Genomic DNA, 24,930 nt, shown 5'->3' with positions numbered 1-24,930 from the left:
TCATGCTCCGTCTGTCTGAAAACTCTTGTCCGGCAGGGGTGTCGCTGGTGTTCGCCAGCGGGTGGCGTAGGCGATCTGGTCGCGCTCGGCGATCCGGAACACCAGCCGCGGCCACACCGCGCGCATGCCGAGTTCCCGCAGCCGAATGAGCAGGGGGTGCTCCAGCGCGCCCAGCCGGCCGATGCGGTGGGCGACCTGCTGCAGACCGGCCGTGCGGGCGCGGCGCTGTTTCTCATAGCGGCGCAACGCGTTCACGGGATCGGTGGTGTCCAGTTCCTCGGCGAGCACCAGCGCGTCCTCCAGCGCCTGGCACGCGCCCTGGCCGATATTGAAGGTGATCGGGTGGGCGGCGTCGCCGAGCAGGCTGACCCGGCCGGACCCCCAGCGCCGGTCCGGCGGGCGGTCGAGGACATCGCTGCGGATGATGGCCTCCGGCGGCGTGGCTTCCAGGATGTCCGCGATCGGCGGCATCCAGCCGCGATGGCGCTCGAGCAGCATCGCCCGGACGTCGCCCGTATCGCGGCCGCCGGGTGCGCCGTTGGCGACGCTCATCCAGTGCACGACGCCGGGTGCGACGTCGTAGAAGGTGAAGCGGGTACCGGGACCGAACAGGGCGTAGAAGGTGCCCGGCGGGATCTTCTGGTGTCGCAGTTCGGCTTTGCCGCGCCAGGCGATGTAGCCGGTGTAGCGCGGCGGGCGCTCGCCGAGCAGTCCGGGGCGCACCGCGCCGTTGATGCCGTCCGCGCCGATGAGGACGTCGCCGCGCACCCGCTCACCGTCGGACAGTGCCACGGTGACGCCGGCGTCGTCCTGCTCGAAGCCGGTAACTCCGGCGCCCGTGCGGATCTCGGTGCCGGCCGGATACGCCGACACCGCCGCGCTGAGCACCCGATGCAGCACCGAGCGTTCGACCGCGATGGTCGGAGCTCCGTACCGGCCGACGAAGTCGCCGACCGGCCACGCGCCGAAAAGCTCACCGCGCCAGGTGCCGAAGTGGGTGATGTGCTGGATCGGCGCGGTTTCCAGTACCTCGTCGAGTACGCCCAGCCGTTGCAGCGCGATGGTGCCGTTGGTCCAGATGTGCAGTCCGGCACCGCCATCGCGCAGTTCGGTGGCCCGCTCGAACACCCGCACGCGAATGCCGCGCTCCCGCAGGGCGAGTGCGGCGGCCAGGCCGCCGATGCCGCCGCCGGAGATGAGGACGGTGAGCGGTTGGGCCGTCACGGCTGTTCCGTCGCGGTCAGCGCGGTGGCGGCCGCCGCCAGATCCGCGAGATCCATCCCGCCGCCGCGGCGGCGGCCCTTGCGGGCCAACGCGCCGGACATCAGCCAGCCCAGGCCCAGCGCCTCCAGCATGGAGGACTCGACGCCGATGCCCCAGCGCTCGGCGATCAGGCCGTTCGCCAGCCGCCACACCACGACACCGTGGAATTCGATCCGTTCCCCCGTGGGGTCCATCCCCAGGAATTCACCGGTGAAGGTGCCGCGCCAGGTGTTGTGGATGACCACATAGTCGGCGTACGCGCTGAGCGCTTCGATGGTGACGTGCAGGTCCGGAAAGCCCTGGCGCAGACCGGCGATGGTGTACTTGACGCCCTCGGTGCCCTCCGGCGCGCCGGGCAGGGGCTGGTGATCGACCATGTCCGGCGCGTAGATCTCGTCGACCACGGAGAAGTCGCCCGCATTGACGAACTCGTCGAACACCCGCCGGATGATGCGGGCATTGTCCTCGGGGGTGAAAACCGGCTCAGGCGTGGACATTCGCGGTCTCCTCACCGGGCGCGGGCGCTTCCCAGCGCAGCGACAGGCCGGCATACAGGTAACGGCTGGCCTCCACGGCCAGCAGCAGGACCCGGTCGCCCGGCCGGACGCGGCCCTGTACCCAGCCCTCGTCGAGGGCCAGCGGCACGGCGGCGGAACCGGTCGCGCCGACGGTGGCGAGGTTCTCCACGATGTTCTTCGCCAGCACCGCCTGGTCCTCGGGAGAGACTCCGGCGGCATCGAATTCGGCGGTGAAGTAGTCGGCATTGCCCTCGGGCAGCACGCAGGCGTCGATCTCGGCCACCGTGAGCCCGGTGCGGGTCAGCATGTCGCGCATGCCCGCCACGAAGACCTTCGGCCCGAAGGTGGCGGTCCCGGAGACATCGAGTTTCATCTCCACCAGGCGCTTGCGTTTGGCCTGATCGGCCACGGGCTCGTGGGTGCCGCCGCCCACGATCTGCATGCCGGGCTTGCGGTCGCCGCCCAAACAGGCGGTGGCGAACTGGAATTCGCCGTTCGGGTCGGCGCTGCCCGGTTCCCCGGCGCGCAGCACGACCGCCCCGGCCCCGTCGCCGAAGGAGTTGATCACCAGCCGGTCACGCATGCGCACCGACTCCGGGTCCATGCCCAGGTACATCGGGGCCAGCAGCGGGGAGATCGCCTCCGCGCCGATCACCACGGCGGTGCGGTAGGTGCCGTCCGCGAGCATGCGCCGCGCGTAGTCCAGGCCCTGCACGAAACCCGTACAGGCGGCCCGGAATTCGATGGACGCGCAGTGCGCCAGGCCCAATTGCTCCTGGACATAGGTGACCGCCGCCGGCAGCTGGTATTCGGGGCTGGCCGAGGACACCACCAGCAGGTCCACCTCCGCCGGATCGATATCCGCGCGGGCGAGGGCGCGTCGTGCGGCGGTGGCGGCCATGGTGTTGGTGCCGGTGCCGTGCTTGCCGGTGGTGGGATCGATCATCCAATGCCGTTGGCGTACTTGGATATTGTCGAGTACCTCGGCGGGCAGGGTGCCGCACAGGCGCTCCAGGGTGGCATTGTCGATCGGGTCGCCGGGCAGGAACGAGCCCGTGGCCAGGATCGAGACGTGACGTGGTTCGGGATTCGGCATGTGGTGTCTCCGTTCACGAGTGGATGACCGCGGCGGGATGCCGCAGCACGAAACTGGTGTGGGTGCCGCCCAGCGAGGAGCCGTTGACCAGCACCGGGCCGTGGTCGCCGCCGCGCTGCCAGGCGGTGATGGCCAGCGCGGCGGCCAGTTGCGCGCCCGCGCCGATGGGATCGCCCAGGACCCGCTTCGGTTCGGGCCGGGCGCAATTCGCGCTGAGACCGAGCCGGTCGATGGCACGCCGCTCCGGGCCGTCCACCACGGGCAGGCCCGCCGCGGCGGTCCAGACGGCGGAGAGATCGGCGGGGGATACCCCGGCCGCGGCCAGGGCGTCGCGCATGGCCCGTTCCATCCCGCGCCCGCGCGGATCCCACCGGGCGATGCCCAGGGCATCGGAGGTGGTCGCGTACCCGGCGAGCACCGCGATCGGGGTGGCGCCCCGCTGCCGCGCCGCCGAGGCCCGCTCCAGCAGCAGGGTGACGCTGCCCTCGGCGAGCCGGAAGCCCCGGCCGTGCCGGCCGGTGAAAAGCCCCGCGCCCCGGTACGCGTCGAGGGCGTAGGGGGACAGCTCGTCCGCGCCCGTGCACAGCACGGCGTCCGCGCGTCCGGCGCGCAGCAGGTCGAACGCGGTCCCGAGGGCGGCGGCCCCGGCGGCGTGGCCCGAGGTCAGGGTGGAGGTCGGGCCCTTGGCCCCCAGGGCCATGGCCACCTGCCCGGCGGCGGCATTGAAGACGGTATTGGGGAAGATGGCGGGGCTGCCCTGGGCGGGTCCGCCGAGCACGGTCGGTTCGAAGAATCGGGAAATGCTGCTCATCGGCCCGATGCCGGTGCCGACGACCACACCCACGCCCTCGTGGGCGGTGAGTCCGGCCGCGGCGAGCGCCTGCTGACTGGTCGCGACCGCCAGCTGCCCGAGGCGGTCCATGCGCCGGCGGGCCTTGGCCGGTATGTCGGCACCCGGGTCGGTGCCGACGCGGGCGAGCCGTAATCCCTGGTGCGCCTCCGTAGGCACGGTGTCACCGGTCCAGGCGTCCCAGAGTTGATCGGCATCGGATGCCCCGCCGATCAGCACGCCGATCCCGGTGACGACGACCTCGTCGGCGGCGACGGGGTCGAGATCGGTGCGGGCGGTACCGGGCCGGCCGTACACCACACAGGCATTGGCTCCGGCGAACGCGAAGTTGTTCGACGCCGCGACCCGCATGGGCAGCGCCCGCGCCTCGGGTGCCGGGTCCAGGCCGCAGGCCGGGTCGGTCTCGGCGAAACCGGCTGTCGGCGGGACCATTTCATCGCGCAGCCCGAGGATGGTCACGATGGCCTCGACCGCCCCGGCCGCACCCAGCAGATGGCCGATCATGGACTTGGTGCTGCTGAGCACCACCGTCGACGCGGCCTCGCCCAGTGCGGCCCGCACCGCATTGCTCTCCGCCGCATCATTTTTCGGCGTGCCGGTGCCGTGGCCGTTGATGTAGGGCACGTCCTCGGGCGCGAGACCGGCGGTGTCGATGGCCGCGCGAATCGCCCGGGCCGCGCCCGCGCCCTGCGGATGCGGGGCCGTGGCGTGGTAGCCGTCGGCCGACATGCCGTAGCCGAGCACCTCGGCGATGATCGGCGCACCGGCCGCCAGCGCCACCTCGGCGGCCGCCAGCACCATCATGCCCGCGCCCGCGCCGAGCGAAAGCCCGTCGCGATCACGGGAATACGGCCGGGCCGGGCGCGTGGACAGCGATTCGACGCTGGTGAATCCGTAGTAGGCCATCTCCGTGAGCGCGTCGCTGCCGCCCACCAGCATGGCGTCGGCCCGGCCCGCGCGGATCTGTTCGACCGCGTGCGCCAGCGCGTGAGCGCTGGACGCGCACGCGGTATTCACCGACAGCACAGGACCTTTCAGCCCGAACGCCGCGCTGAGCGCCTCCGCGCAGAACTGTGGCGGCACCAGCAGCAGATGCCGGTCGTCACCGAGACCGAGCCCGTCCGCGTCGACGGACCGGCCGGCGGCGACCGCGCGGCGCACCGCCTTCTCGGCACTGCGGATTCCGCTGTTGCAGCTGCCGAACGCCACCCCCCACCGGTGCGCGGGCAGGGCGTCCGGTCGTGGTGGCGCGCCGTCCTCGAGCACGCCCAGACCCGCGCCCGCCATGGCCTCCTCCGCCGCGATGAGCGCGTAGTCGACGGCGGGTTCCGGGTCGGTGAGACCCAGCGGCGTGAGGTAGTCGTATTTGGGGCGCGGCGGGTCGAGGATCTCGCCGCCGATGGCCCCGGCGAGTCCGGGCACCGCGAGCTCGCGCAGCGGCCGGATGGCCACCTCGCCGCCGCGCACCCGCTGCCACAGTTCCTCCGCGCCGACGCCGTGCGCGGTGATCGCGCCGAGCGAGGTGATCACGATGCGCCGGTGCGGCGCGGGATGAGGGGTTTCGTGCATGGCCGAAGTTCCTGTCGGTCAGTTCGATGCGGTGAGGGTGAGCGCCACGGCCTGGCCCTCCAAGCCACGGGCCAGGGCCAGCGCGACCCGCGGATTCGCCTGGCGCGCGGCGCCGGACACGATGTCGAGATCGCAGCCGGGCGCGGGTGTTTCGTGGTTGCCGGTGGCGGGCACGACGCCGGAGTCCAGGGCCAGTCCCGCGAGTGCGGCATTGAGCGCACCGGCTCCGCCCACCAGGTGACCGGTCTGTGGTTTGACGCTGGTCACCGCGGCGCCGTGGGCTTCGGGACCGAGGGCGGTGCGCAGGGCGCGCACCTCACTGGTATCGCCGAGCGCGGTGGCGCAGCCGTGGGAGAACACGGCGTCCACCGCCGGCGCTCCGGCGTCGGACAGGGCCGCCGAGATGGCGCGGGCCAGTCCCCGTCCGTCCCGGTCGGAGGCGGGTACGCGCACACAGTCGTTGCCCATGCCGTAGCCCGCGAGCTCGGCATAACAGCGCGCGCCGCGTCGCAGTGCCCGATCACGCTCTTCGAGGATCAGGATCGCCGCGCCGTCACCGATGACCGAACCGCTGTGCTCCCTATCGAAGGGGCGAAAAGCCGTGTCGCCCAGGTCGTTGCGCGGCGAGAGCACCCCGAGCCCGTCCAGTTTGGCCATGGCCCACCAGTTGGTGGCGTCGTCGTACCCGCCCGCCACCGCGATATCGGCCTCGCCCCGGCGGATCGCCCGCATGGCCCGCCCGATCGCGGTCGCCCCGGAATCCGCCGCGCCCGCATAGAAGGCATTGGGTCCGCGCAGGCCGAACAGCGAGGAGATGTGGTAGGTCCCGCCGTTCTGCAAACCCTCCACGTACGCCAGGGGCGGCACGATCGAGCGGGCCAGCTCCCCGAGCCGCCGCATGTCCGGTCCGCCGTCCGCGCCGCGGATGGCCTCCATATCGGCAATCGAGTCGTCGCGCTGGCAGATGTCCTTGTTCCCACCGAGATACAGGCCGGTGCGGTGGCCGAGGTCGCGATCCTCGAGTCCCGCGTCCCGCAGCGCGAGGGTGGCCGCCGCGACGCCGTACTGGTCGCCGCGGGTGGAGGTGCGCATGGAGCGCAGCGACAGGAACCGGCTGGGGTCGAAGTCGGGGATCTCCGCGCCGAGCCGGGTGCGCAGCGGCGACGGATCGTAGGCGCGCAGGGGGCCGATGGCGGTGCGCCCGGCCACGATCGCCGACCAGGTGTCGTCCGCTCCTTCGCCGAGCGCCGTGACCAGACCGATCCCGGTGATCACGACGCGCCGCGCGTTCACGACTTCGCCTCGGCGGTACGCCCGTTCGCGGTGCTCCCATTCGCTTCCGCGACGGGCCCGCGGACCAGGCGCAGGGTGCGGACGGCCGCGACGGTGGCCTCGCCCACGCGAGCGGTGGCCTTCCACCGCGATTCGGCGGGATCCGGGCCGGCACCGGCCGTTTCGACGGTGATGCGCACCTGGTCACCGGGCGTCACGAAGCGCCGGAAGCGCAGCCCCTCCGCGGCCCGCAGCCGCAGCAGCGGATCGCCGGCCGCGAGCACGGCCAGCGCGATCATGCTCTCGGTCAGCAGCACGCCGGGCAGGATGGGCCGGCGCGGGAAATGGGTGTCGAAGAACGGCAGGGTGCCGGTCACGTTCAGCAGGGCCTCGGCGCGAATTCCGGGACTCACCTCCAGGATTCGATCGAATCCCGGGGTGCCGATACCCGCGGCCGGGACTTCGGCGGGCGTCGGGAGTGCGGTGGGCACGGTGTAGGACGCGGTCATGGCAGCTCCTGGGGTGTGCCCACCACGAGGCAGGTATTGGAACCGCCGAACGCGAGGGCATTGATCATGGCCGCGCGCACCGGCATGGAGCGCGCGCGATGGGGGACGTAGTCGAGATCCAGTGCCCGGTCCGGGGTATCCAGATTCAGGGTGGGCGGCACCACCGAATCCCGGAGCGCGCCCAGCGCCGCCAGCAGATTGAGCGCCGCCGCGGCGGCGGTGAGATGCCCGGTCATGGATTTGGGGGAGGACACCACCAGCCGGTGCGCGTCGTCGCCGAAGACCTTCTTGATCGCCCGGGTCTCGGAGACGTCATTGCCCGGCGTGCTGGTGCCGTGCGCGGCGATGTAGTCGATATCGGCTGTGCCCAAGCCAGATTCGCCGAGCGCGGACTCCATGGCCTCGATCGCGCCCGAGCCGTCCGGTGGCGAGTCGGTGATGCGCCAGGCGTTCATGGTGGACCCGTACCCGAGCAACTCGCCCAGGATCGGGGCACCGCGATCCAGCGCGGACTCGAGATCCTCCAGGACGAAGGCCACGGCGCCCTCGCCGATGACGAACCCGCTGCGGTCGGCGTCGAAGGGCCGGGACGCCTTGGCGGGATTGTCGTTGTAGCGGTCGGTCATCGCGCCCAGCAGACCGAATCCGAGAATGTCGGCCCAGGTGGTGAGCGAGTCGTAACCGCCCGCCACCATCATGCGGGCATCGCCCTCCTGGATCAGCCGGAATGCCTCGCCGAGGGCGTGCCCGGAGCCGGCGCAGGCGGTGTGGATGCCCACCATGGGCCCGGTCGCGCCGATCAGCCGCACCATGGCATTGAGCGCCAGGTTCTGATTCCCGGTCAGGGTCGCCGACGGCGAGGGCCGCACGAAGGCGTCGGATTGCCCGGTGCGAGAACGCAATTCGGATACCTTCAGCACCAGGTTCAGATCCGGGCGGCCCACGCTCGCGCCCATGGCGACACCGCGATCCGACGGCGCGTAGCGGGTCTCGGTGAGCGGGTCCAGACCCGCCGACCGCAGGGCCTCGCCGGTCGCGGCGAGCCCGAACAACCCCGGTCGTGACACCCAGCGCCGGTCGGCGGCTGCCGGGACAGCGGTGGCCGGATCGAAGGAGTCGGGCACCAGCCCGGCGATCCGGACCGGGAAGGTGGTGCAGTCGAAGGTGGTCAATGTCCCGATGGCATTGCGGCCCGCCACCATTCCGGCCCAGGTGGTCGGCGCGTCGACGCCCAGGGGGGTGACCGCTCCCACGCCCGTCACGGCCACCCGCCGCAGTCCCGCCGCGTTCGTGGCACTCATCAGACCAGCTCCTCGCCGAGCAGCTGGCGCGCCATCCGTTCGGTGTCGACCGGATCGTCGAGCCGATCGGCCTCGATGAGGGCGCACATGATGTTGCGGGCGAACATGATTCGCTCGCCGTCCACCTCGATCCAGCCGTCCACCACCGCCGCCTCCGGCGTCGCGTGCACCACCTGTGCGGTCATGCGCAGCACGTCACCGGGCACCGCGTCGCGGTACACGGTCACCTCGCCCACGGTGAGCAGCGCGGCCCGGCGGGTGTGCGCCGAACTCAGCAGTACCAGCCAGGCGCCGGCCTGGCACAGCGCCTCCAGCGCCAGGCCGAAGGGCAGCACCGGGCCGGCGGCGGAGGGCTGCCAGACGTTCTCGTAGACCGAGGTGAGTTTGCGAGCGGTGATGTGCTGCAACGGTTCCCAGGACTCGATGCGGTCGATGAGATGAAATCGCATGGCAGTCACTCCTTTTCCGATTCAGCGGGAGACCAGGCGGCCATTGCTGAGCTGCACCGCCAGTCCGCCGTCCACGCGCAGCAATTCGCCGGTGACGTAGTCGGCGGCCGGACTCGCAAGAAAGGCCACCGCCTCGGCGACCTGCTCGACGGTCCCGTACCGGCGCATGGGGACATGGGTGCGCCCGCGTCCGCCGTCGCGCTGCAGCAGGTCGCCGATCAGATCGGTCGGGATCACCCCGCCCAGAACGGCATTCACCCGGACCCCGAACCGGGCCATCTCCACCGCGCAGGCCAGCGTGAAGGCGTTCATCGCGCCCTTGGAGGTGGAGTAGTTGGACTGCCCGGTGAGCCCCTTCTCGCCCATGATCGACGACACGTTCACGATCGAGCCCTCGCCCTGGGCCATGAGGTGCCCGGCCGCGGCATGGGTGCAGTTGAACGCGCCACCCAGGTTCACCCGGATGACCTCCCACCACACCTCGGGATCCATGTCGTGCAGCAGGCCGTCGCGGGTGATGCCCGCGTTGTTGACCAGAATGTGCAAGCCGCCCAACTGTTCTCGCGTCTGCTCCACCAGGTCGTGGGCCGCGCCGCCGTCGGCGACATCGGCCCCGATGGCGACCGCGCGCCCGCCGGAGCCCTCGATCTCGGCGACCACCTCGAGGGCCTCGTCCTTGTGGGAGCGGTAGTTGACGGCCACGGCCGCGCCGCGACCGGCCAGGGTCAGGGCCACGGCCCGCCCGATGCCCCGGGACGCGCCGGTGACCAGCGCGACCCGGCCGGCGAAGTCGCCGGACATCAGGCGACAGCCTCGGCGTCGGCCGGACCGGCGGCGGCGCGCTGGGCGACCAGGTCCACCAGATTGCGCACGGTGACCAGGCCGAGCACCTGCTCACCGCGCAGCGGGCCGTTCAGCTTGGTCCGATCGAACTGCGGCAGCACCTTTTCCAGGTGTGCGAGGCCGATGTCGGAGACGATCTCGTTCTCGTCACCGAACTCGTCGTCGGGGATGCCGCCCTGCAGCAGCTCCTGGACATCGGCGACGGCGATCTTCACGCCGGTGTCGCGGTGGATGCGGAACAGGATGTCGAGCAGGTCGATGGATTCCGCGCCCAGCTCGTCGATGAGGGTGGCGTCGAGGGTCACCTCGGACTGGTCGATGCCCAGGGCGTCGGCGATCGCGTCGATGACGGCGGGAGCGAAATCGGTGCTGGTTTCGGGCATGGTTATCTCTTCCTTCGTGGTGGGGACACCGTTGGGTCCCCTGGGGCGCGGGACGCCACAGGGGTGGGGATCGGCCGGGAAATCGGTCGGATTCGGCGGATCAGGCGTAGGCGGCGATGGCCGCGGCGATGCGGCGGGCGTCCTGGGTGCTGCGCACGGTGGCCGCGCTCAGCATGCGGTTGGCGAGCCCGGACAGCACGCGTCCGGGACCGATCTCGAGGTAGTCGGTGCAGCCGAGATCGGCGGCGGTGCCGATCACCTCGATCCAGCGGACGGGAGCGGTGAGCTGCCGGCGCAGTAGGTCGCGGGCGTCATTGCCACTCGAAATCTGCTGCGCGGTAACGGAACTGAGGACATCGATGGCGGGGTCGCGGAATTCGGCGCGATGCAGGTCGGCCGCGAACCGCTCCTCCAGCGCGGCCATGAGCGAGCAATGGAACGGCGCTGCGACCCGCAGCGCGACCAAGGAGCCCGCGCCTTCCTCGCGCAGTAACTCCACGGCGGCGTCCACCGCCTCCGCCGTGCCGGAGATGACCGACTGATCGGGGGCGTTGTAGTTGGCGAGTTCGACCACGCCGGCCACTCCCGCGCAGATCTCCTCGATCCGCGCCGCGGGCACCCCGGACACGGCCGTCATGGCGCCCGGTATCGCCGCGGCGATTTCCGCCATCAGCTCGCCCCGGCGCCGCACCAGGGTCAGCGCGTCGGCGAGGTCCAGCACCCCGGCCGCGACCAGCGCGGTGAACTCGCCGAGGCTGTGCCCGGTCACCATGTCGGGGGAGAAGCCCGCGGCGCGCAGCACCTCGAAGATTGCGAAGGAGGTGGCCAGGATCGCGGGTTGCGCGATCTCGGTGGCCCGCAACTGTTCCGCGTCACCTTCGGTGCACAGCTTGCCCAGGGGCAGGCCCAGCACCTCGTCGGCGCGCTCGAATACCACCCCCGCCGTGCCGGGGTGTTCCCGGATCAGGTGGGCGGCCATGCCCTCGCGCTGGGAACCCTGGCCGGGAAACATGGCGATCACACTGGCGTTCATGTTGTCTTCCGAATCCTGCTGGTAGCCACGGCTACTGCGAGACAAATCCCGAACGTCGCTGTTCTCGCCCCGAGTATGTGAATCCCGGCTCGAGCAGTCCTCGAGGAAAACCAAACACGCAGTAACTATCTGAGCGACGCCCGCTTTTCGGCCGGCCGCTGCTCGTGCGGTAACTGGACATGGCGCGACGCTAACCAGGGGCGGTTAGGACCGGGTTAGGGGTCAGCGGGCGTGATCGGGGCTCAGCCGCAGTGGCTTTCGAGATAGAGCCGCAGTACCAGCCGGCCCTGGCTGACCACCCACTCGTTGCGGGGAGCGTCCCGGTAGGCGTGTTCGATGGTGCCCTCGGCGATCGCGATCGCGACCCCGAACACCCGGGGATCGGTGTGTGCGGGCATCACCCCGGATTTCAGCAGCAGGTGGCCGAACGAGTGCGCGCAACGGCGCTGATGGACGTGGACCACGTCGCTGTCGCCGTAGGCGAAATAGAGCGCGACGAATTCGAGATGCCGCAGGAAGTGGGTGCGATGCACGGCGGCGAACAGGTCGATCGCGTGCGGGATGCTGTCCGCGCGAAGCGTTTCGATCTCCGCCGCGACCCGCCGGTCGATTCGGTCCAGGTCGCGGTCGAGTAGCTGGCGGAACACCGCCTCCCGATTGGCGAAGAACTGGTAGAGCGTCGCGATCGGCACGCCGGCGCGCTCGGCGATCACGCGGGTCGTCACGGCGTCCACGCCGTGTTCGTCCACGAGTTCCCGCGCCGCGTCCAGGATGCGCTCGACACGTTCCCTGCTGCGCGACTGCACAGGTGCGCGTCGGAGGCGCCCCAGCTCGGACACGCGACCATGATCGCAGACGACTCGGCGTGGCCGCAAAACATGAGCGGAACATGACTTTTCGTCCGATCCGCCAGGTAGCGGCGTGAAGGAAACATTACTGTTTCGTGGTTCGCGCGAAGAAGTCTCGCGACTGGGGCCAATTTGCGAAACATCCACTTGCGCAGGCAAGTTGGCCGTGCGAACATTGCCGCCAGCGGAAATGGGATGCGAGATGGATTGTGGCGAAATAGATTTGAATATTTCTGCGGTTCGCCCATGACGCAAGGAGTTTCATTGAAAGCATCTGGTGAACGGGTGATCCATGTCAAACTGATGGGCGAGTTCGCTATTTCGGCCTCCGGTGCGGATTGTGTCCGGTGGCGTGCGAGCAAGGCTCGATCACTGTTCGGAGTGCTGCTCGTGAACCGCAACAGCGTCGTGGGCAAGGATCGGCTACGAGAGTTGTTGTGGCCGGACATCGATGGGCCCAGTACGTCGTTGAAGGTTACGGTGCACGCCCTGCGCAGAACATTGGATACCCACTTCGGAACCGAACGGCACGACCTGCAGATCGAGTTCCGGGATTTCGGCTACATCATGGACGTGAGTGACGATGTGATCGTCGATTGCCAGGAATTCGAGCGGTATACGGCGGCCGCGCGTGAGGCCGCCGCGCGGGGCCTGCGGGAGGAGGCGCTGGACCTGTATCGACGGGCCGCCGCACTCTACTCGGGCGAGTTTCTCGACGGCGAATCCGACAGTTGGGTGATCGAACACCGGCACTGGCTGCGTTCGATGATCCTGAGCGCGTTGCACACGCTGGCCGAATACGCGCTCGAGGCAGGAGAACTCGCCGACGCCGCCGACGCGTGCCGCCGCACGCTGGCCATCGATACGGCGAACGAGGCGGCTTTTCGCCGGCTGATGACGATCCACGCCCGGCGCGGGGAGCTGCAGCAGGCGGAACAGTGGTACGCGCTGTGTGCGCAACGTCTGCGGGAGCAGTTCGAAATCGATCCCAATCAGGACACGCGATCGCTGCGACATCGCCTGCTCGGCAGCGAATTCCTGGAGGGTTCCCGCCCGGTCGGTGTGGGCCGCCGGGCTCGCGACGGCGTCTCGAATCGCCTGGGCTCGATCGCCTGACCGCGGATCAGCTGCCGGGGAGCGCGGTGGGCGTGCGCAACAGCCGGGCCCGCCGGGTGAGGGTGAGGCCGATTCCCTCGGCGGCCGCGCGGACCGATGCCGCGTGGGCGTCCGGATGGAACCGGTGGGACGGGCCCGCCACACTGATCGCCGCCACCACCTGGTCCGCGTCGCGGATCGGCGCGGACACGCACACCAGGCCGGGGGCCGACTCCTCGAATTCGAAGGCCACGCCGTCGGCCGCGATCCGATCGAGCTGTTTGCGCAGTGTGCCCGGCTGGACCAGCGTCCGCGGAGTGTAGCGACGCAGCGGCCCCGCCAGTACCTGATCCCGGAGCGCCGCATCGGCATTGGCCAGCAACACCTTGCCGATGGCGGTGCAGTGCACCGGCATGCGGCCTCCGATCCGGGACGGAGCGCTGGCCTGCCGGCGTCCGCCGATCTTCGTCAGGTACACGACATCCGTGCCGTCGAGGACGCCCAGATGCACGGTCTCGTGAATGCGCGCGTTCAGCTCCTCGAGGAAGGGAATCGCCACCTCGAGCAAACTCCGCTCGACCGACGCGCGCATTCCCAGCTCGAACAGATGCCCGCCGAGCCGATATCCGGCCTCGGTCCGGTCCAGGAGCCGCACCGTCACCATGTCCGACAGCACCCGGTGCAGGGTGCCTTTCGGAATGCGGGTCCGCCGCGCGAGTTCGGCGAGGCTCAACGGGGAGTCGTCGATCGAGAACGCCTCGAGGACCGCCATGGTCTTGCCCAGAACGGTCGAACCGTCCACCACTCGACCGGCAACTGCAGATGACATCGTCGACCTCCAACCCTGCGGGCCCAGCCCACTCTATCCGGCGCGCGTTCGGCTCAGTGGAACGGAATGCTGGCGGGTGCGTCCTGCCTGCGGCGACAGTGAGATCGCTGTTCCAGCCTTCGTCACGAATCCGGGGTTTCCGATGCCACTACCTCCAAGCCTTGACCGACGCTCCGCGGACGCGGACACCGCCGTGATCGCCGCCGACATGCTCGGCGCGGCTGCCCGCTCCGGCACCCCGTGCGCGCCGGTACGCGATCTGATCGGTGGCGACGACGTGGCCGCGGCATATGCGGTGCAGGAACTGCTGACCGCCGAGCGCATCGCGGCAGGCGCCCAGGTCGTCGGCCGCAAGATCGGCCTGACCTCCCCGGCCGTGCAGCGGCAGCTCGGCGTCGACCAACCGGATTTCGGAGTGTTGTTCGACGACATGCACTACCGGCAGGACACGCCCGTGCCGCTGAGCCGGCTGCTGCAACCGAAGGTCGAAGCCGAAGTCGCGTTCGTGCTCGCACAGGATCTGGTGGACGGCTCGCTCGACGACGAGCAGGTTCGCGGCGCGGTCGGCTACGCGGTGGCCGCGCTCGAGATCGTCGACAGCCGCATCGCGGGCTGGGACATCACCTTCGGCGACACCGTCGCCGACAACGCCTCCAGCGGCCTGTTCGTCCTCGGCTCCGAACGCCGCACCCTCGATGCCTTCGACCCCGTTTCGGTGCAGATGCGGATGGCGATCGACGGTGTCCCCATGTCGACCGGAACCGGCGCCGCCTGCCTCGGCGACCCGCTGCACGCCCTGGCCTGGCTGGCACGGACCACCCGCGAGTTCGGCCGGCCATTGCGCGCCGGGCAGATCGTGCTCTCCGGAGCGCTCGGACCCATGGCCCCGATTCAGGGCCCCGCCACCGTCACCGCGGACATCACCGGACTCGGCTCGGTGACCGCGAACTTCGTCCAGGAGTGAGAACCATGAACGACAAACCCGCCGGGCTGCAGGTCGCGGTGATCGGGTCGGGCAACATCGGCACCGATCTCATGATCAAGGTGATCCGGCACTCGGACGTGCTGACGATGGGTGCGATGGTCGGCATCGACCCGGAATCCGACGGACTCGCCCGCGCCCGCCGGTTCGGCATCCCGACCACGGCCGACGGCGTCGAGGGTCTGCTGAAACTGCCGAACTTCGACGAGATCGACGTGGTCTTCGACGCGACCTCCGCCAAAGCCCACGCCGCCCACGCCGCGGTACTCGAACCGCTCGGCAAACGCCTGATCGATCTGACGCCGGCCGCGCTCGGCCCTTTCGTCGTACCGGCGGTGAACCTCGACGAACATCGCCACGCGCCCAACGTCAACATGGTCACCTGCGGCGGGCAGGCCACCATCCCGATCGTCGCCGCCGTCTCCCGCGTCGCACCCGTCGCCTACGCCGAGATCGTCGCGTCCATCGCCTCGAAGTCCGCGGGGCCGGGTACCCGCGCCAATATCGACGAGTTCACCGAGACCACCGCGCACGCGATCGAAACGGTCGGTGGCGCCCAGCGCGGCAAGGCCATCATCATCCTCAATCCCGCGGACCCGCCGCTGATCATGCGCGATACGGTGCTGTGCCTGATCACGGCGCCCGATGCCGGCACGCACCGGGCGATTCGCGAATCGGTGGAGCAGATGGTCGCGCAGGTGGCCACCTACGTGCCCGGCTACCGCCTCAAGCAGCGAGTTCAGATCAGCGCCGTGCCGCAGGATCAACCGGTGCGCACCCTGCTCGGCCCGGACACGGCGGCCGCGCCCACGCATCAGGTGTCGGTCTTCCTGGAAGTCGAAGGAGCCGCCCACTATCTCCCGGCATACGCCGGCAACCTCGACATCATGACCTCGGCGGCGGTGCGCTACGCCGAATCCATCGCCGACACGATCACCGCCGCCCCGGCAGAACAGGAAGCGCTCCGATGACCACCCGGCTGTTCATCCAGGACGTCACACTCCGCGACGGCATGCACGCGGTGCGCCATCGCATCACGCCCGACGACGTCGGCCGGATCGTGGCCGCGCTCGACGCGGCGGGTGTCGACGGCATCGAAGTCGCCCACGGCGACGGTCTCGCCGGAGGCAGCTTGAACTACGGGCCGGGGAGCAACACCGACTGGGAATGGATCGAGGCCGCCGCCGCCAATCTCACGAACGCTCGGCTGACCACACTGCTGCTGCCCGGCATCGGCACCATCGAAGAACTGAAGCAGGCCTACCGGCTGGGCGTCCGGTCGGTGCGCGTGGCCACCCACTGCACCGAAGCCGATGTGTCGGCCCAGCACATCGCCACCGCACGGGAACTCGGCATGGACGTCTCCGGATTCCTGATGATGTCGCACATGGCCGAACCGGCTCGCCTCGCCGAACAGGCGAAAATGATGGAATCGTATGGGGCGCAGTGCGTTTACGTCACCGATTCCGGTGGCCGGCTGACCATGAACGGTGTCCGTGACCGGGTTCGCGCCTACCGTCAGGCGCTCGATCCGGGTACCGAGATCGGCATTCACGCGCACGAGAACCTCTCGCTCTCGGTGGCCAATTCGGTGGTGGCGGTCGAAGAAGGCGTCACCCGGGTCGATGCCTCGCTCGCCGGACACGGCGCGGGGGCGGGCAACTGCCCGATCGAACCCTTCGTCGCGGTCGCCGACCTGGCCGGCTGGAAGCACAACTGCGATCTGTTCGCTCTGCAAGACGCCGCCGACGACCTGGTGCGGCCGCTGCAGGATCGTCCGGTGCGGGTAGACCGCGAAACCCTCACCCTCGGGTACGCCGGGGTCTACTCGTCCTTCCTGCGCCATGCCGAAACGGCGTCGCGGCGCTACGGCATCGACGTGCGCACGATCCTGCTCGAGGTGGGACGCCGCGGACTGGTCGGCGGACAGGAGGACCTGATCGTCGACATAGCCCTGGACCTGCTCCCCGCCGCCGACAGGGCGACAGCCCTTTCCTGACGTGTGAAACGAGAAAGGCCCGGTCCATCAGGACCGGGCCTTTCCGCATTCAGAGGGTGCCGTTTTCGATGTCGCGTTTCAGCGCCGCCTGGTACGCCTGGTGGGATGAGACGCCGTTGTCGACGGTGAAGTTGATGAGCAGCGGGTTGGCGATGAAGGTGAGGTGCTCGTTCACCGAGGTGGTGCCGTTGCCGTTGTCGACGAAGGTGACCTTCTGATGGGTGATGACGCCGGGCGAGTCGTAGCTGTCGGTGAGGTAGTAGTGATCGACCGGGTAGAGGCGCTGTTCGGCCTGGGTTTTCGCGGGGTAGTCGACCGAGCCCATCGGGATGTTCTCCAGCGCGGTGAAATCGATGGTCTCGGTGGCGCCGTCGGTGCAGGTGCGATGCACGATGATGTCCTTCAGGAACGGATGCCGCCCGATGTCGTTGCGCAGGTTCGAGTACACCGTCCATACCTTGGCGATCGGCGCATTGATGGTGATCGGCAGATCGACCGTCCGCGACGACGTGCCGGACGACGGACTCTTCTGCTCGGCCTGGTACGTGGCCCAGCCGGTCTGCCAGCCGGCGGTGTAGGCGTTCGGGGTGTCGGTACAGGTCGGTGCGGAATCCGCCTGCGCCACCGGTGAACCCGCCGCGAACGACAGGGCCATTGCGCATCCCACAAGATATTTCACGGGCGGACTGTAACGTGTTCTCGCGCCCGATCGCGAGGCGCTCCCGAATTCGAGACCGAACCGTATGAATTGTGCTGTGCGGCCCGCCTACCAGCAATGCACGGTCCGAATGACCGTCCGGCCGGCCGGCCGTCGGAAGGACGAGCCGGCCGGACCCGCGTCAGCTCCGCGCGGCCGGCACGCCGAGCAGCGCGGCCAATCCCGCAGCGGTGCCGGGGAATCGCTCGAGCAGGCCGGCTACCTCGTGGTTTCCGGCCGGGCCGGCCTCCTGCCAGCCGCCCTCGATGCCGAGCAGTCCGCTGAGTGCGTCACACGTGGCGGGGTGGGCGGCCAGCAGTTCGGTGACCGGCCCGCGCGGTGCGGCGGCCACCGGCGGTGCGGCCGTGGTGAATTCGGCCGACCAGGGCGGGACGAAGGCGTCCACGGCGGGCAGCGCGCCGGGGAAGGTACGGCCCGCTTCCCGGACCAGGCCCGGGATCAGATCGCCCGCCTGATCCTTCAGGGTGGTGATCAACTTCGGCAGCCAGGGCAGCAGTACCGTGTCCGGCAGCGTGCCGAAGGCCTTCGACAACAGCTCCACCACAAAGGGTTTCAGTGCCGGAGCCGGGTCGATGGCCCGCACGAAGCCGCTCACGTACTGCGGAACCGTCGGCAGCACCAGCGGATTGGCCAGCATCCCGTCGCACCGCGCGCGCAGCTCGGCCATGGTCAGCAGGCCGAGCTGGAACCGCGCCGCCCACAGCAGGGCCACCTTGGCCGGCGCCTCCGGATGTGATTGCAGCACCGCCAGTTCCAGCTGGGTGTGATCGCAGCCCAGTGACAGCGCCAGGTTCTCCATCCCGAACAGGAAGCCCAGCATGGCCGCCACCTGCGCCGGCCCGGTCTCCTCGGCGGCGAAGGCGGTGGGCAGCAGGGTGCAGTAGTGCGCGTACCCGGCTGTCACGAACCGTTCGCACCACGCCGGTAGGCCGTCCTCGGTGGAGCGGAAGTAGTTGAGCAGCACCCGGATCCGCCGCAGCACGACGGGCGCGTCGTCCACTGTCCGTTCGGCGGCGAGGAGTTCGACCGCGCGCCGGCCCAGCTCGTCGGCGAGCCGGACCGAGCCCAGATATACCAGCGCGTCCTCGACCGCGCCCAGCGCCACGGCCGCGGTCGCGTCCGGCGCGGCGACCGCGCGCCGCAGGCGCTGCTCCAGCACCTGCTCCACCGACACGCCCTCGTACCCGAGCTCCACCAGTGAGCGCTGGTGTTTGCCGAGCCCGATGTCCCAGCTCTCCTGGATCGAGGTCTCACCCAGTCCGCGCGAGCCCATGATGGGCCGCAGCGCGTCCTGCGGCAGCAGCCTGCGCAGCAGCCACAGCAGATCCGAGCACGGCCGCAGGTCCGGATTCGCCTTCAGGTCCAGCAGCGCGCGTTGCAGCGTCCGCTTGGACAGATCCAGTCCCAGCGGTGCCAGCCGGTCGAGCACATCGCGGGCCAGCGGCGGCAGCGCCGCGTACCCGACCTGGCCGATGCGGTCGCCGCCGAGCAGGATCTCGCACAGTCGCCGCACATCCCGCCGCCCCGGTACCCGGTCCTTCTCGAGGCAGGTGACGGCCGCGTCCTGGAAGTCGTACGGCGCCGGACGGGCACGATTGCGCAAGCCCGCCAGCAGGATCGAGGTCTCGAAGATGGCGATGGCGTCGGCGGTGCTGGCCAGGTAGCCGTTGCGCCGGGCCAGCCGGACGATATCCACCGACCACTCCAGGAGCTCGGCCTCGTCGAGCGGGTCCAGGACCGGTGGCCGGGACAGGAAGCCCGAAAGCCGGTCCGTCACTTCGGCTTCCGCTTCCGCCGGAAGTGGCGGCTGCTTGGCGCGCTTCTTCGCTCCCTGCTGGCCTTCCAGCTGGAACGACTGCAATTTGCCGCGCCGCAAGCCCTTCGCCCAGGTGGCCGCCGCGATCGACACCGCGCCGCCGGCCAGCCCGAACTGCGCCTCGATGGCGGAGTGGCTGGACGGGATCAGCCCGTAGTGCCATTTCGTGGCCGAGCGCGGCGAGATCTCGAACGGCTCCGACGCAGCCAGTCCGAACTGTTCGACGGGGCTGGCCGCATGGGCCGCGCCGCACACGTACAACGCCTGCGCCGGATCGATCTCGTTGGCGGCCAAGTGTTCCCGCATGCGGGTCCACATGTACCGTTCGCGGTCCTCGTCCTCGACGGTGCTGCCGCGCCGCAGCCGGCGGAACAGGCTGCCGATCATCACCATGACCTGACGGTAGGTGTCGTAGTCGGCGTCCACGAGGGGCTGCTCGACGTACTGGTCCCACCATTCCGACCAGTGCCGGACCTTGCCGTGGTGCAGCAGGTGTTCTTCCAGTTCGGCGAAACGCGGTCGCAGATCACCGATTTCGAGGCCGACCGCGCCGCCGTGCAGGCCGTCGTCCTCGGCCTGCTCGCCGTCGGCGGGTGTCTCGGACTGCTTCGCCTCGGGAGCCCACTGGAAGACATGATCGGTGGACCGATCCACCAGCACCAGTTCGACGCCCGGCGTATCGAGCGCGTAGGCGATGGCCTGGTACTCGGCCGATGATTCGGTGATCGGCGCGACCACCGACAGCGGCGCCCATTCCGCGGGGAAGCCCTCGATCTCGGTGGCGAAGGCCTGCAGCGCAATCGGCAGGCGGCAGTTGCGCAGCTCGTCCAGCAGCGGCCGCATGTCCTCGCACAATTCCAGGTAGATGACGCTCGGCTGCTTCTCGCGCAGCCGTCGCACCATGGCCAGACCGGAGGCGGGCGAGTGGTGGCAGACCGGGAAGATCTCCAGCCGCTCCGACAGCGCCCGGTCGACATCGTCGACGATGCCCGCCAGGATGTCGCCCGCCGCCCCGGGTGCGCCGGCGAACGCGACGGCCGCGTCCGCCAGCTGATCCCGCAGCGCGGCAAAGGTATTCGGCGCGGGCCGGGTGTCGGGCACGCTCACGGCTCCACCTCGCTGGCGCTCGGTTCCGCCCTGCGCGTGGGCGCGCTGTGTCGATGGTTCGCTCGCAAGCTCGCTCACGACAGCCTCGCGATCGCTGCCCGGCCGCCCTCGAGGAATTCGCCCCAGGCGGCATCGCCCTTCTTGTCCTTGGTGCGCGGCTCGACGACGCCGTGCAGGTACTTGTTGAGAATGGCCAGGTCCTCGGGCGTGCGCCGGGCCAGCGACCCGACCAGCGAACCGGCGAGGGTCTCCGCGCGCAGTTCCTTCGCACCGAAGAACTGGCTGTGCAGGATGGCGTCCTCGAGTACGCCGATCTGCTCGGCGGTGGACAGCGCCGACTCCAGCTTGTCGTCGTCGCTGGTGGCGGCCGCCGCGGCGGCGCGCAGATCGGCGAAGCTCTCCAGCAGGATGTCCAGCAGCGTGGGCGGCAGTTCCAGCTCGATGGAGTGGCGACGCAGCAGTTCCGCGGTGCGGAAGCGCACGATCTCCGCCTCACTCTTCTTGTTGGACACCATCGGAATTCGCACGAAGTTGAAGCGCCGCTTGAGTGCCGAGGACAGGTCGTTCACGCCGCGGTCGCGGCTGTTGGCGGTGGCGATGATGGAGAAGCCCGGCTGCGCGAACACCACATTGTCGTCATCGAGCTCGGGGATCGAGACGTACTTCTCCGACAGGATGGAGATCAGCGCATCCTGCACATCGCTGGTGGACCGGGTGAGCTCCTCGAAGCGGCCGATCACGCCCTGCTCCATGGCGGTCATGATCGGGGACGGGATCATCGACTCCCGCGATTGACCCTTGGCGATGACCATGGAGATGTTCCACGAGTACTTGATGTGGTCCTCGGTGGTGCCGGCGGTGCCCTGCACCACCAGCGTGGAATTGCGGCTGATGGCCGCCGACAGCAGCTCGGCCAGCCAGCTCTTGCCGGTACCCGGATCGCCGATGAGCAGCAGACCCCGGTCCGAGGCCAGCGTGACAATGCTGCGCTCGACGAAACTGCGGTCACCGAACCACTTTTGCTCCACATGGCGGTCCAGTCCGTCGGCGCGTTCGGACCCGAGTATGAACAGCCGCACCATCTTCGGGCTCAGCCGCCACGCGAACGGCTTGGGGCCGTCGTCGATGGACTCCAGCCAATCCAGTTCTTCGGCGTACTTGACCTCGGCGGGGGCGCGCAAAACGTCGTTCATGATGGCTGGTCTCCTAGTCGAGAAAGTTCTTGAGTTCGTGCACGAGCTTCTGGATGCGTCCGGAAATCACCGGGGTGCCAAGATTTTTGAACCGCTCGCGGAACCACGGGTTGACGCTCTGGTGGCCGGAGCTGTTCACCGAGCCGACCGGGATGAGCTTCACCCCGGAGCGGTGCACCGCCTCCATGGCCTCGAACAGCGGCTGGGAGCGATCGAACTCGTAGAAGTCCGAAATCCACACCAGCACGGTGTTCTTCGGGTCGGTGATCTTGGGCTGGGCCATGGCCATGGCGATCGGGCCGTCGTTGCCGCCACCGAGGTTGGTGCGCAACAGCACCTCGAACGGGTCGTGCACCCACGGGGTGAGATCCAGGGCGCGGGTGTCGTAGGCGATGAGATGCACATCCACCTTGGGCAGGCCCGCGAAGATCGACGCCAAGATGGTGCAGTTCACCATGGAGTCGACCATGGAGCCGGACTGGTCCACCACCACGATCATGCGGGCGGGGACGGTGCGCTTGGCGGTCTGGCGGTAGTAGAGCCGGTCGACGTACAGCCGCTCGTCCTGGGGGTTCCAGTTGGGCAGGTTCTTCCAGATGGTCCGATCCACATCCAGATTGCGCAGGATCCGCTTGGGCGGGACCGAGCGGTCGACGGTGCCGACGCTGGTCTGCTGCACCTGGGTACGCAGCACTTCGGCGACCTCGTCGATGTAGCGGCGGATGAGGCGTTTGGCATTGGCCAGGGCCACGCCGGACAGATTGTGCTTGTCGCGCAACAGTTGTTCGATGAGCGACATGCTCGGGGTGAGCTGGGCGGCCAGGTGCGGATCGGCGAGCACCTCGCGCAGCCGCATGCGGGACACCAGCTCACCTTCCAGACCGGTGAGCACGCCTTGCACGGCGCCGGCCTGCTCCTCGCCCAGGCAGCGCCGCAGCCAGTTCGCATCGGACTGCCAGCCCGCCAGCTGGGTGGCGCTGACCTGGCCGGCGCCGGTGGCGAAGACGTTCAGCAGCAGCTTGGAAACCAGTGCGGCGGTGCGGACATCGGCCGCGCCGATGGATTGGGGCGCGGCGTCTTCGATCTCGGTCCCGGCGGCTTCGGCCTCGGTCCCGCCGTTTTCGGCTGCCGGTCCCTCGGTCGCGGAGTCCCCGGTTTCGGAGAAGTCGAGGCTTTCGAACTCCGCCTGCATCTCCGGATAGCGTTGCACCACATTGTCGATGGAGATGCCGGGATCGAGCACGGCGAGCGGCAGACCCAGATCGTCGACGATGCCCGCGCTGGCCTGCTCCAGCGCCGGTTGCTGATCTCCGGCGAAGACACCGGCCAGAAGACGCCAGTACAGGATCTGGCGTCGCGTTTCATGATTCGTCATTTGCGCAGCAACCGTCCCGCGCGCTCGCGCAGCACCGCCACGGCATCGCCCGACTTGGCCTGTGCCTTGGCGACTTTCGGATCCGTCGGGCCGAGCGCCCATTCACCGTTGTGGAAGGCGGTGAGCGCACCCTTGACCTTGCGCTGCACGGCCAGCGGCCGCACCGACCAGACGCCCGCATCCCAGCGCAGCAAGCCGATCATGGCGCTGGACCCGGTCACCCCGGCCGGAGTGAGCGGACCGGCGGACGGCAGCGCGTCCAGCTCCACCCGGATCCGCTGGTCACCCATCTCCAGTACGCCGTCGCGGAACCGGTACCCCTCGAGCACAACCGGTTCGGCGATGTGCACCGGATCGCGATCCAGCGGCGCGACGGCCGGGGCCTGCGCCTGCGGCAGTTGCACGGTGGCGGTGACGAACGGATCGGCGGCCTCCCCAGCCTTCGCCCGATCGTCCTCCCACAGCAGGTCCCCGGCCGCCGTCAGCGGCATATCGGTGAGCTCCAGCGCCCGCTGCCCGGCCAGCGCGGTGAGCAACTGGCGATGCGCACCCAGCAGCTGCCACACCGCCGGTCCCACAATGGTGTCCACCTTGGCCGCCGCCACCGACACCCGCACCCGGCGGGCCGGTGCGCCCGCGACCTCGAGCACGCCGTGCACCTGCGCCTGTACCGCGGTCCCGTGCTCGTGCAGATCCACGCCGAGCGGGAGCAGGCGACCCGAAACCGGTTCGGTGGCAGTGGATTCCGCGCCGCGCCAAGACAGCAGCAGGGCCCGCGTCCACAGATCGGCCCAGCGTCGCGCGGGCACCCGGTCCATGGTGGCGATCGGCGCGGACGCGCCCAGTTCGGCGGTGAAGCCGTCCAGTAGCATCGCCAGTCGCCGCAGCGCGGGTTCGGCCAGCAGCGACTCCACGGTCTGATCCGCGGCCGCCACCAGGTCATGGTCCACGCCGCGCCATCCGGCGATGGCCAGTTCACCCAGCCAGGCGCGCGAACCCGCCGCGAGCGGGCTCGGCGCGGCCGCATCCGGCGTGGCCGTCCACTCGGATCGATTGCGGCCCATGGCCGTATCGGCCTGGTCGACCAGTGCGTCGTGCACCGCGCCCAGCAGGGCGGCCCGGGCGGCGGCCAGCGCCGACAGCTCATCCGCGCTGATCGCCCCCGTGCTCACCTTCGACACCGCCGCCGAAACCGCCTCGGCCAGAGGCGAACCCGCGACCGTCGCGGCCAGTGCGGCCAGCGCCGCGCTCTGCGGTTCGGAAACCCGGGCGAAGCCATTGACCAGAGCGGAATCGAACCCGCTCACCGCGTCCAGGGCTGCCTCGACACCGGCGGGCGCATCCACCAGCGCGGCCAGTTGTACCGCCTGCATCAGCGACCCACCCCCGCCGGGAACCAGTGCAGCTCCGGAATCGGTGTCGCGCTACCCGGCAGCTCCAGATAGGTCAGATGCCGCAGGAACCGGCCGAACACCGCGGCGGCCGGAGCCGGATCACGAGTTCCATTGAGACAGTGGCCAAGTCGAGATCCCTCCGGGACTTCGACGCGCAGGAACCGTGCCACCCGATCCTGCCCGTACTGGAGCACCGCTTCATCGATCAGCGCGTCCAGATGCTTGCAGGCCCACCCCTGGTTCAACCCGCCGCACGGCCGGTTGTTGTTGGTGCTGCAGCTCAGCCCGTGCGTCCCCGCGGTCACCGATGCCACGTACACCCGTGAGATATCGGAGCCACTCGACACCACCCCTTGCAGGCGTCCGTCGGCCAGCTCGACGAACGGCACCTTGTTCAATTTCCGCGGCGCGACAGCGGGCAGAACCCGCACCACAGAAGCGCTTTCCCAAGCCGGTTCACCCGGCGTGGCACTCGGATTCGAGGCCAT

The 24,930-nt window shown here is 69.6% G+C and carries 23 protein-coding genes; 4 read left to right on the top strand and 19 right to left on the bottom strand.

Annotation, left to right across the window (positions count from 1 at the left end):
• The 12 genes from ACWEQQ_RS20080 to ACWEQQ_RS20025 all read right to left on the bottom strand — a co-directional run bounded on the left by ACWEQQ_RS20080 (position 1) and on the right by ACWEQQ_RS20025 (position 11,925).
• Positions 1 to 1,224, bottom strand: coding sequence for an FAD-dependent oxidoreductase (locus ACWEQQ_RS20080; protein WP_452349240.1), 1,224 nt, complete (start codon positions 1,222 to 1,224; stop codon positions 1 to 3).
• On the bottom strand, positions 1,221 to 1,760 hold the full coding sequence (locus tag ACWEQQ_RS20075; protein ID WP_452349239.1) for an ester cyclase: 540 nt from the start codon (positions 1,758 to 1,760) through the stop codon (positions 1,221 to 1,223). Before ACWEQQ_RS20075 ends, ACWEQQ_RS20080 begins: the two co-directional genes overlap by 4 nt.
• The gene (locus tag ACWEQQ_RS20070) at positions 1,747 to 2,877 is read right to left on the bottom strand and encodes a 3-oxoacyl-ACP synthase III family protein (RefSeq protein ID WP_452339160.1); all 1,131 of its coding nucleotides are present in this window, start codon (positions 2,875 to 2,877) and stop codon (positions 1,747 to 1,749) included. The genes ACWEQQ_RS20075 and ACWEQQ_RS20070 overlap by 14 nt, the downstream gene beginning before the upstream one ends.
• 13 nt (positions 2,878 to 2,890) lie before the next feature.
• On the bottom strand, positions 2,891 to 5,296 hold the full coding sequence (locus tag ACWEQQ_RS20065; protein ID WP_452349238.1) for a beta-ketoacyl synthase N-terminal-like domain-containing protein: 2,406 nt from the start codon (positions 5,294 to 5,296) through the stop codon (positions 2,891 to 2,893).
• Positions 5,297 to 5,314: 18 nt separating this feature from the next.
• Positions 5,315 to 6,589, bottom strand: coding sequence for a beta-ketoacyl-[acyl-carrier-protein] synthase family protein (locus tag ACWEQQ_RS20060; RefSeq protein ID WP_452349237.1), 1,275 nt, complete (start codon positions 6,587 to 6,589; stop codon positions 5,315 to 5,317).
• Entirely contained in the window at positions 6,586 to 7,077 is a 492-nt protein-coding gene (locus ACWEQQ_RS20055; RefSeq protein ID WP_452349236.1) for a 3-hydroxyacyl-ACP dehydratase FabZ family protein, read from the bottom strand. Before ACWEQQ_RS20055 ends, ACWEQQ_RS20060 begins: the two co-directional genes overlap by 4 nt.
• Positions 7,074 to 8,378 carry a beta-ketoacyl-[acyl-carrier-protein] synthase family protein gene (locus ACWEQQ_RS20050; RefSeq protein WP_452339164.1) on the bottom strand — a complete coding sequence of 435 codons (1,305 nt, stop codon included), beginning with the start codon at positions 8,376 to 8,378 and terminating at the stop codon, positions 7,074 to 7,076. The genes ACWEQQ_RS20055 and ACWEQQ_RS20050 overlap by 4 nt, the downstream gene beginning before the upstream one ends.
• The gene (locus tag ACWEQQ_RS20045; protein WP_452339165.1) at positions 8,378 to 8,827 is read right to left on the bottom strand and encodes a 3-hydroxyacyl-ACP dehydratase FabZ family protein; all 450 of its coding nucleotides are present in this window, start codon (positions 8,825 to 8,827) and stop codon (positions 8,378 to 8,380) included. The genes ACWEQQ_RS20050 and ACWEQQ_RS20045 overlap by 1 nt, the downstream gene beginning before the upstream one ends.
• Positions 8,828 to 8,848: 21 nt before the next feature.
• Positions 8,849 to 9,628 (bottom strand): SDR family NAD(P)-dependent oxidoreductase, encoded by a 780-nt coding sequence (locus ACWEQQ_RS20040; RefSeq protein WP_452349235.1) that lies wholly within the window; start codon positions 9,626 to 9,628, stop codon positions 8,849 to 8,851.
• Positions 9,628 to 10,053 carry an acyl carrier protein gene (locus tag ACWEQQ_RS20035; protein ID WP_354840754.1) on the bottom strand — a complete coding sequence of 142 codons (426 nt, stop codon included), beginning with the start codon at positions 10,051 to 10,053 and terminating at the stop codon, positions 9,628 to 9,630. Before ACWEQQ_RS20035 ends, ACWEQQ_RS20040 begins: the two co-directional genes overlap by 1 nt.
• A 100-nt stretch (positions 10,054 to 10,153) precedes the next feature.
• Positions 10,154 to 11,086 carry an ACP S-malonyltransferase gene (fabD, locus tag ACWEQQ_RS20030; protein WP_452349234.1) on the bottom strand — a complete coding sequence of 311 codons (933 nt, stop codon included), beginning with the start codon at positions 11,084 to 11,086 and terminating at the stop codon, positions 10,154 to 10,156.
• A 242-nt stretch (positions 11,087 to 11,328) separates the two neighbouring features.
• Positions 11,329 to 11,925: a TetR/AcrR family transcriptional regulator gene (locus ACWEQQ_RS20025; RefSeq protein ID WP_452349233.1), complete on the bottom strand. Its 597-nt coding sequence runs from the start codon at positions 11,923 to 11,925 to the stop codon at positions 11,329 to 11,331.
• A 141-nt stretch (positions 11,926 to 12,066) separates the two neighbouring features.
• Here ACWEQQ_RS20025 and ACWEQQ_RS20020 point away from each other — a divergent pair, with 141 nt between their 5' ends.
• Entirely contained in the window at positions 12,067 to 13,050 is a 984-nt protein-coding gene (locus tag ACWEQQ_RS20020) for an AfsR/SARP family transcriptional regulator (protein WP_452349232.1), read from the top strand.
• Positions 13,051 to 13,057: 7 nt separating this feature from the next.
• Here ACWEQQ_RS20020 and ACWEQQ_RS20015 read toward each other — a convergent pair whose 3' ends face one another.
• On the bottom strand, positions 13,058 to 13,858 hold the full coding sequence (locus ACWEQQ_RS20015; protein WP_452349231.1) for an IclR family transcriptional regulator: 801 nt from the start codon (positions 13,856 to 13,858) through the stop codon (positions 13,058 to 13,060).
• 142 nt (positions 13,859 to 14,000) lie between these two features.
• Between ACWEQQ_RS20015 and ACWEQQ_RS20010 the strand changes: the two genes are divergently transcribed.
• Genes ACWEQQ_RS20010 through dmpG form a run of 3 tightly spaced genes read left to right on the top strand, consistent with a single transcriptional unit; the run spans position 14,001 to position 16,839 of the window.
• On the top strand, positions 14,001 to 14,822 hold the full coding sequence (locus ACWEQQ_RS20010; RefSeq protein ID WP_452349230.1) for a 2-keto-4-pentenoate hydratase: 822 nt from the start codon (positions 14,001 to 14,003) through the stop codon (positions 14,820 to 14,822).
• A 5-nt stretch (positions 14,823 to 14,827) separates the two neighbouring features.
• Positions 14,828 to 15,811: an acetaldehyde dehydrogenase (acetylating) gene (locus tag ACWEQQ_RS20005; protein ID WP_452339172.1), complete on the top strand. Its 984-nt coding sequence runs from the start codon at positions 14,828 to 14,830 to the stop codon at positions 15,809 to 15,811.
• Entirely contained in the window at positions 15,808 to 16,839 is a 1,032-nt protein-coding gene (gene dmpG / locus ACWEQQ_RS20000) for a 4-hydroxy-2-oxovalerate aldolase (protein ID WP_452349229.1), read from the top strand. Before ACWEQQ_RS20005 ends, dmpG begins: the two co-directional genes overlap by 4 nt.
• A gap of 49 nt (positions 16,840 to 16,888) precedes the next feature.
• Here the strand turns inward: dmpG and ACWEQQ_RS19995 are convergent, their stop codons facing one another.
• The 6 genes from ACWEQQ_RS19995 to ACWEQQ_RS19970 all read right to left on the bottom strand — a co-directional run bounded on the left by ACWEQQ_RS19995 (position 16,889) and on the right by ACWEQQ_RS19970 (position 24,831).
• Complete coding sequence (locus ACWEQQ_RS19995) at positions 16,889 to 17,518, bottom strand: hypothetical protein (RefSeq protein ID WP_452339174.1); 630 nt, start codon at positions 17,516 to 17,518, stop codon at positions 16,889 to 16,891.
• 160 nt (positions 17,519 to 17,678) lie between these two features.
• Positions 17,679 to 20,480, bottom strand: a complete 2,802-nt coding sequence (locus tag ACWEQQ_RS19990) for a DUF5682 family protein (RefSeq protein WP_452349228.1) — start codon at positions 20,478 to 20,480, stop codon at positions 17,679 to 17,681.
• 74 nt (positions 20,481 to 20,554) lie between these two features.
• Positions 20,555 to 21,673 carry an ATP-binding protein gene (locus ACWEQQ_RS19985; protein WP_452349227.1) on the bottom strand — a complete coding sequence of 373 codons (1,119 nt, stop codon included), beginning with the start codon at positions 21,671 to 21,673 and terminating at the stop codon, positions 20,555 to 20,557.
• A gap of 13 nt (positions 21,674 to 21,686) precedes the next feature.
• Complete coding sequence (locus tag ACWEQQ_RS19980; protein WP_452349226.1) at positions 21,687 to 23,048, bottom strand: VWA domain-containing protein; 1,362 nt, start codon at positions 23,046 to 23,048, stop codon at positions 21,687 to 21,689.
• Positions 23,045 to 24,421 carry a hypothetical protein gene (locus ACWEQQ_RS19975; protein ID WP_452349225.1) on the bottom strand — a complete coding sequence of 459 codons (1,377 nt, stop codon included), beginning with the start codon at positions 24,419 to 24,421 and terminating at the stop codon, positions 23,045 to 23,047. Before ACWEQQ_RS19975 ends, ACWEQQ_RS19980 begins: the two co-directional genes overlap by 4 nt.
• Positions 24,421 to 24,831: a hypothetical protein gene (locus tag ACWEQQ_RS19970; RefSeq protein ID WP_452349224.1), complete on the bottom strand. Its 411-nt coding sequence runs from the start codon at positions 24,829 to 24,831 to the stop codon at positions 24,421 to 24,423. The genes ACWEQQ_RS19975 and ACWEQQ_RS19970 overlap by 1 nt, the downstream gene beginning before the upstream one ends.
• Positions 24,832 to 24,930: the final 99 nt, after the last annotated feature.

This window comes from Nocardia sp. NPDC004123 (assembly GCF_053603795.1).
Note: the sequence above shows the minus strand (reverse complement) of the source record. Positions and strands in the feature narration are given on the sequence as shown.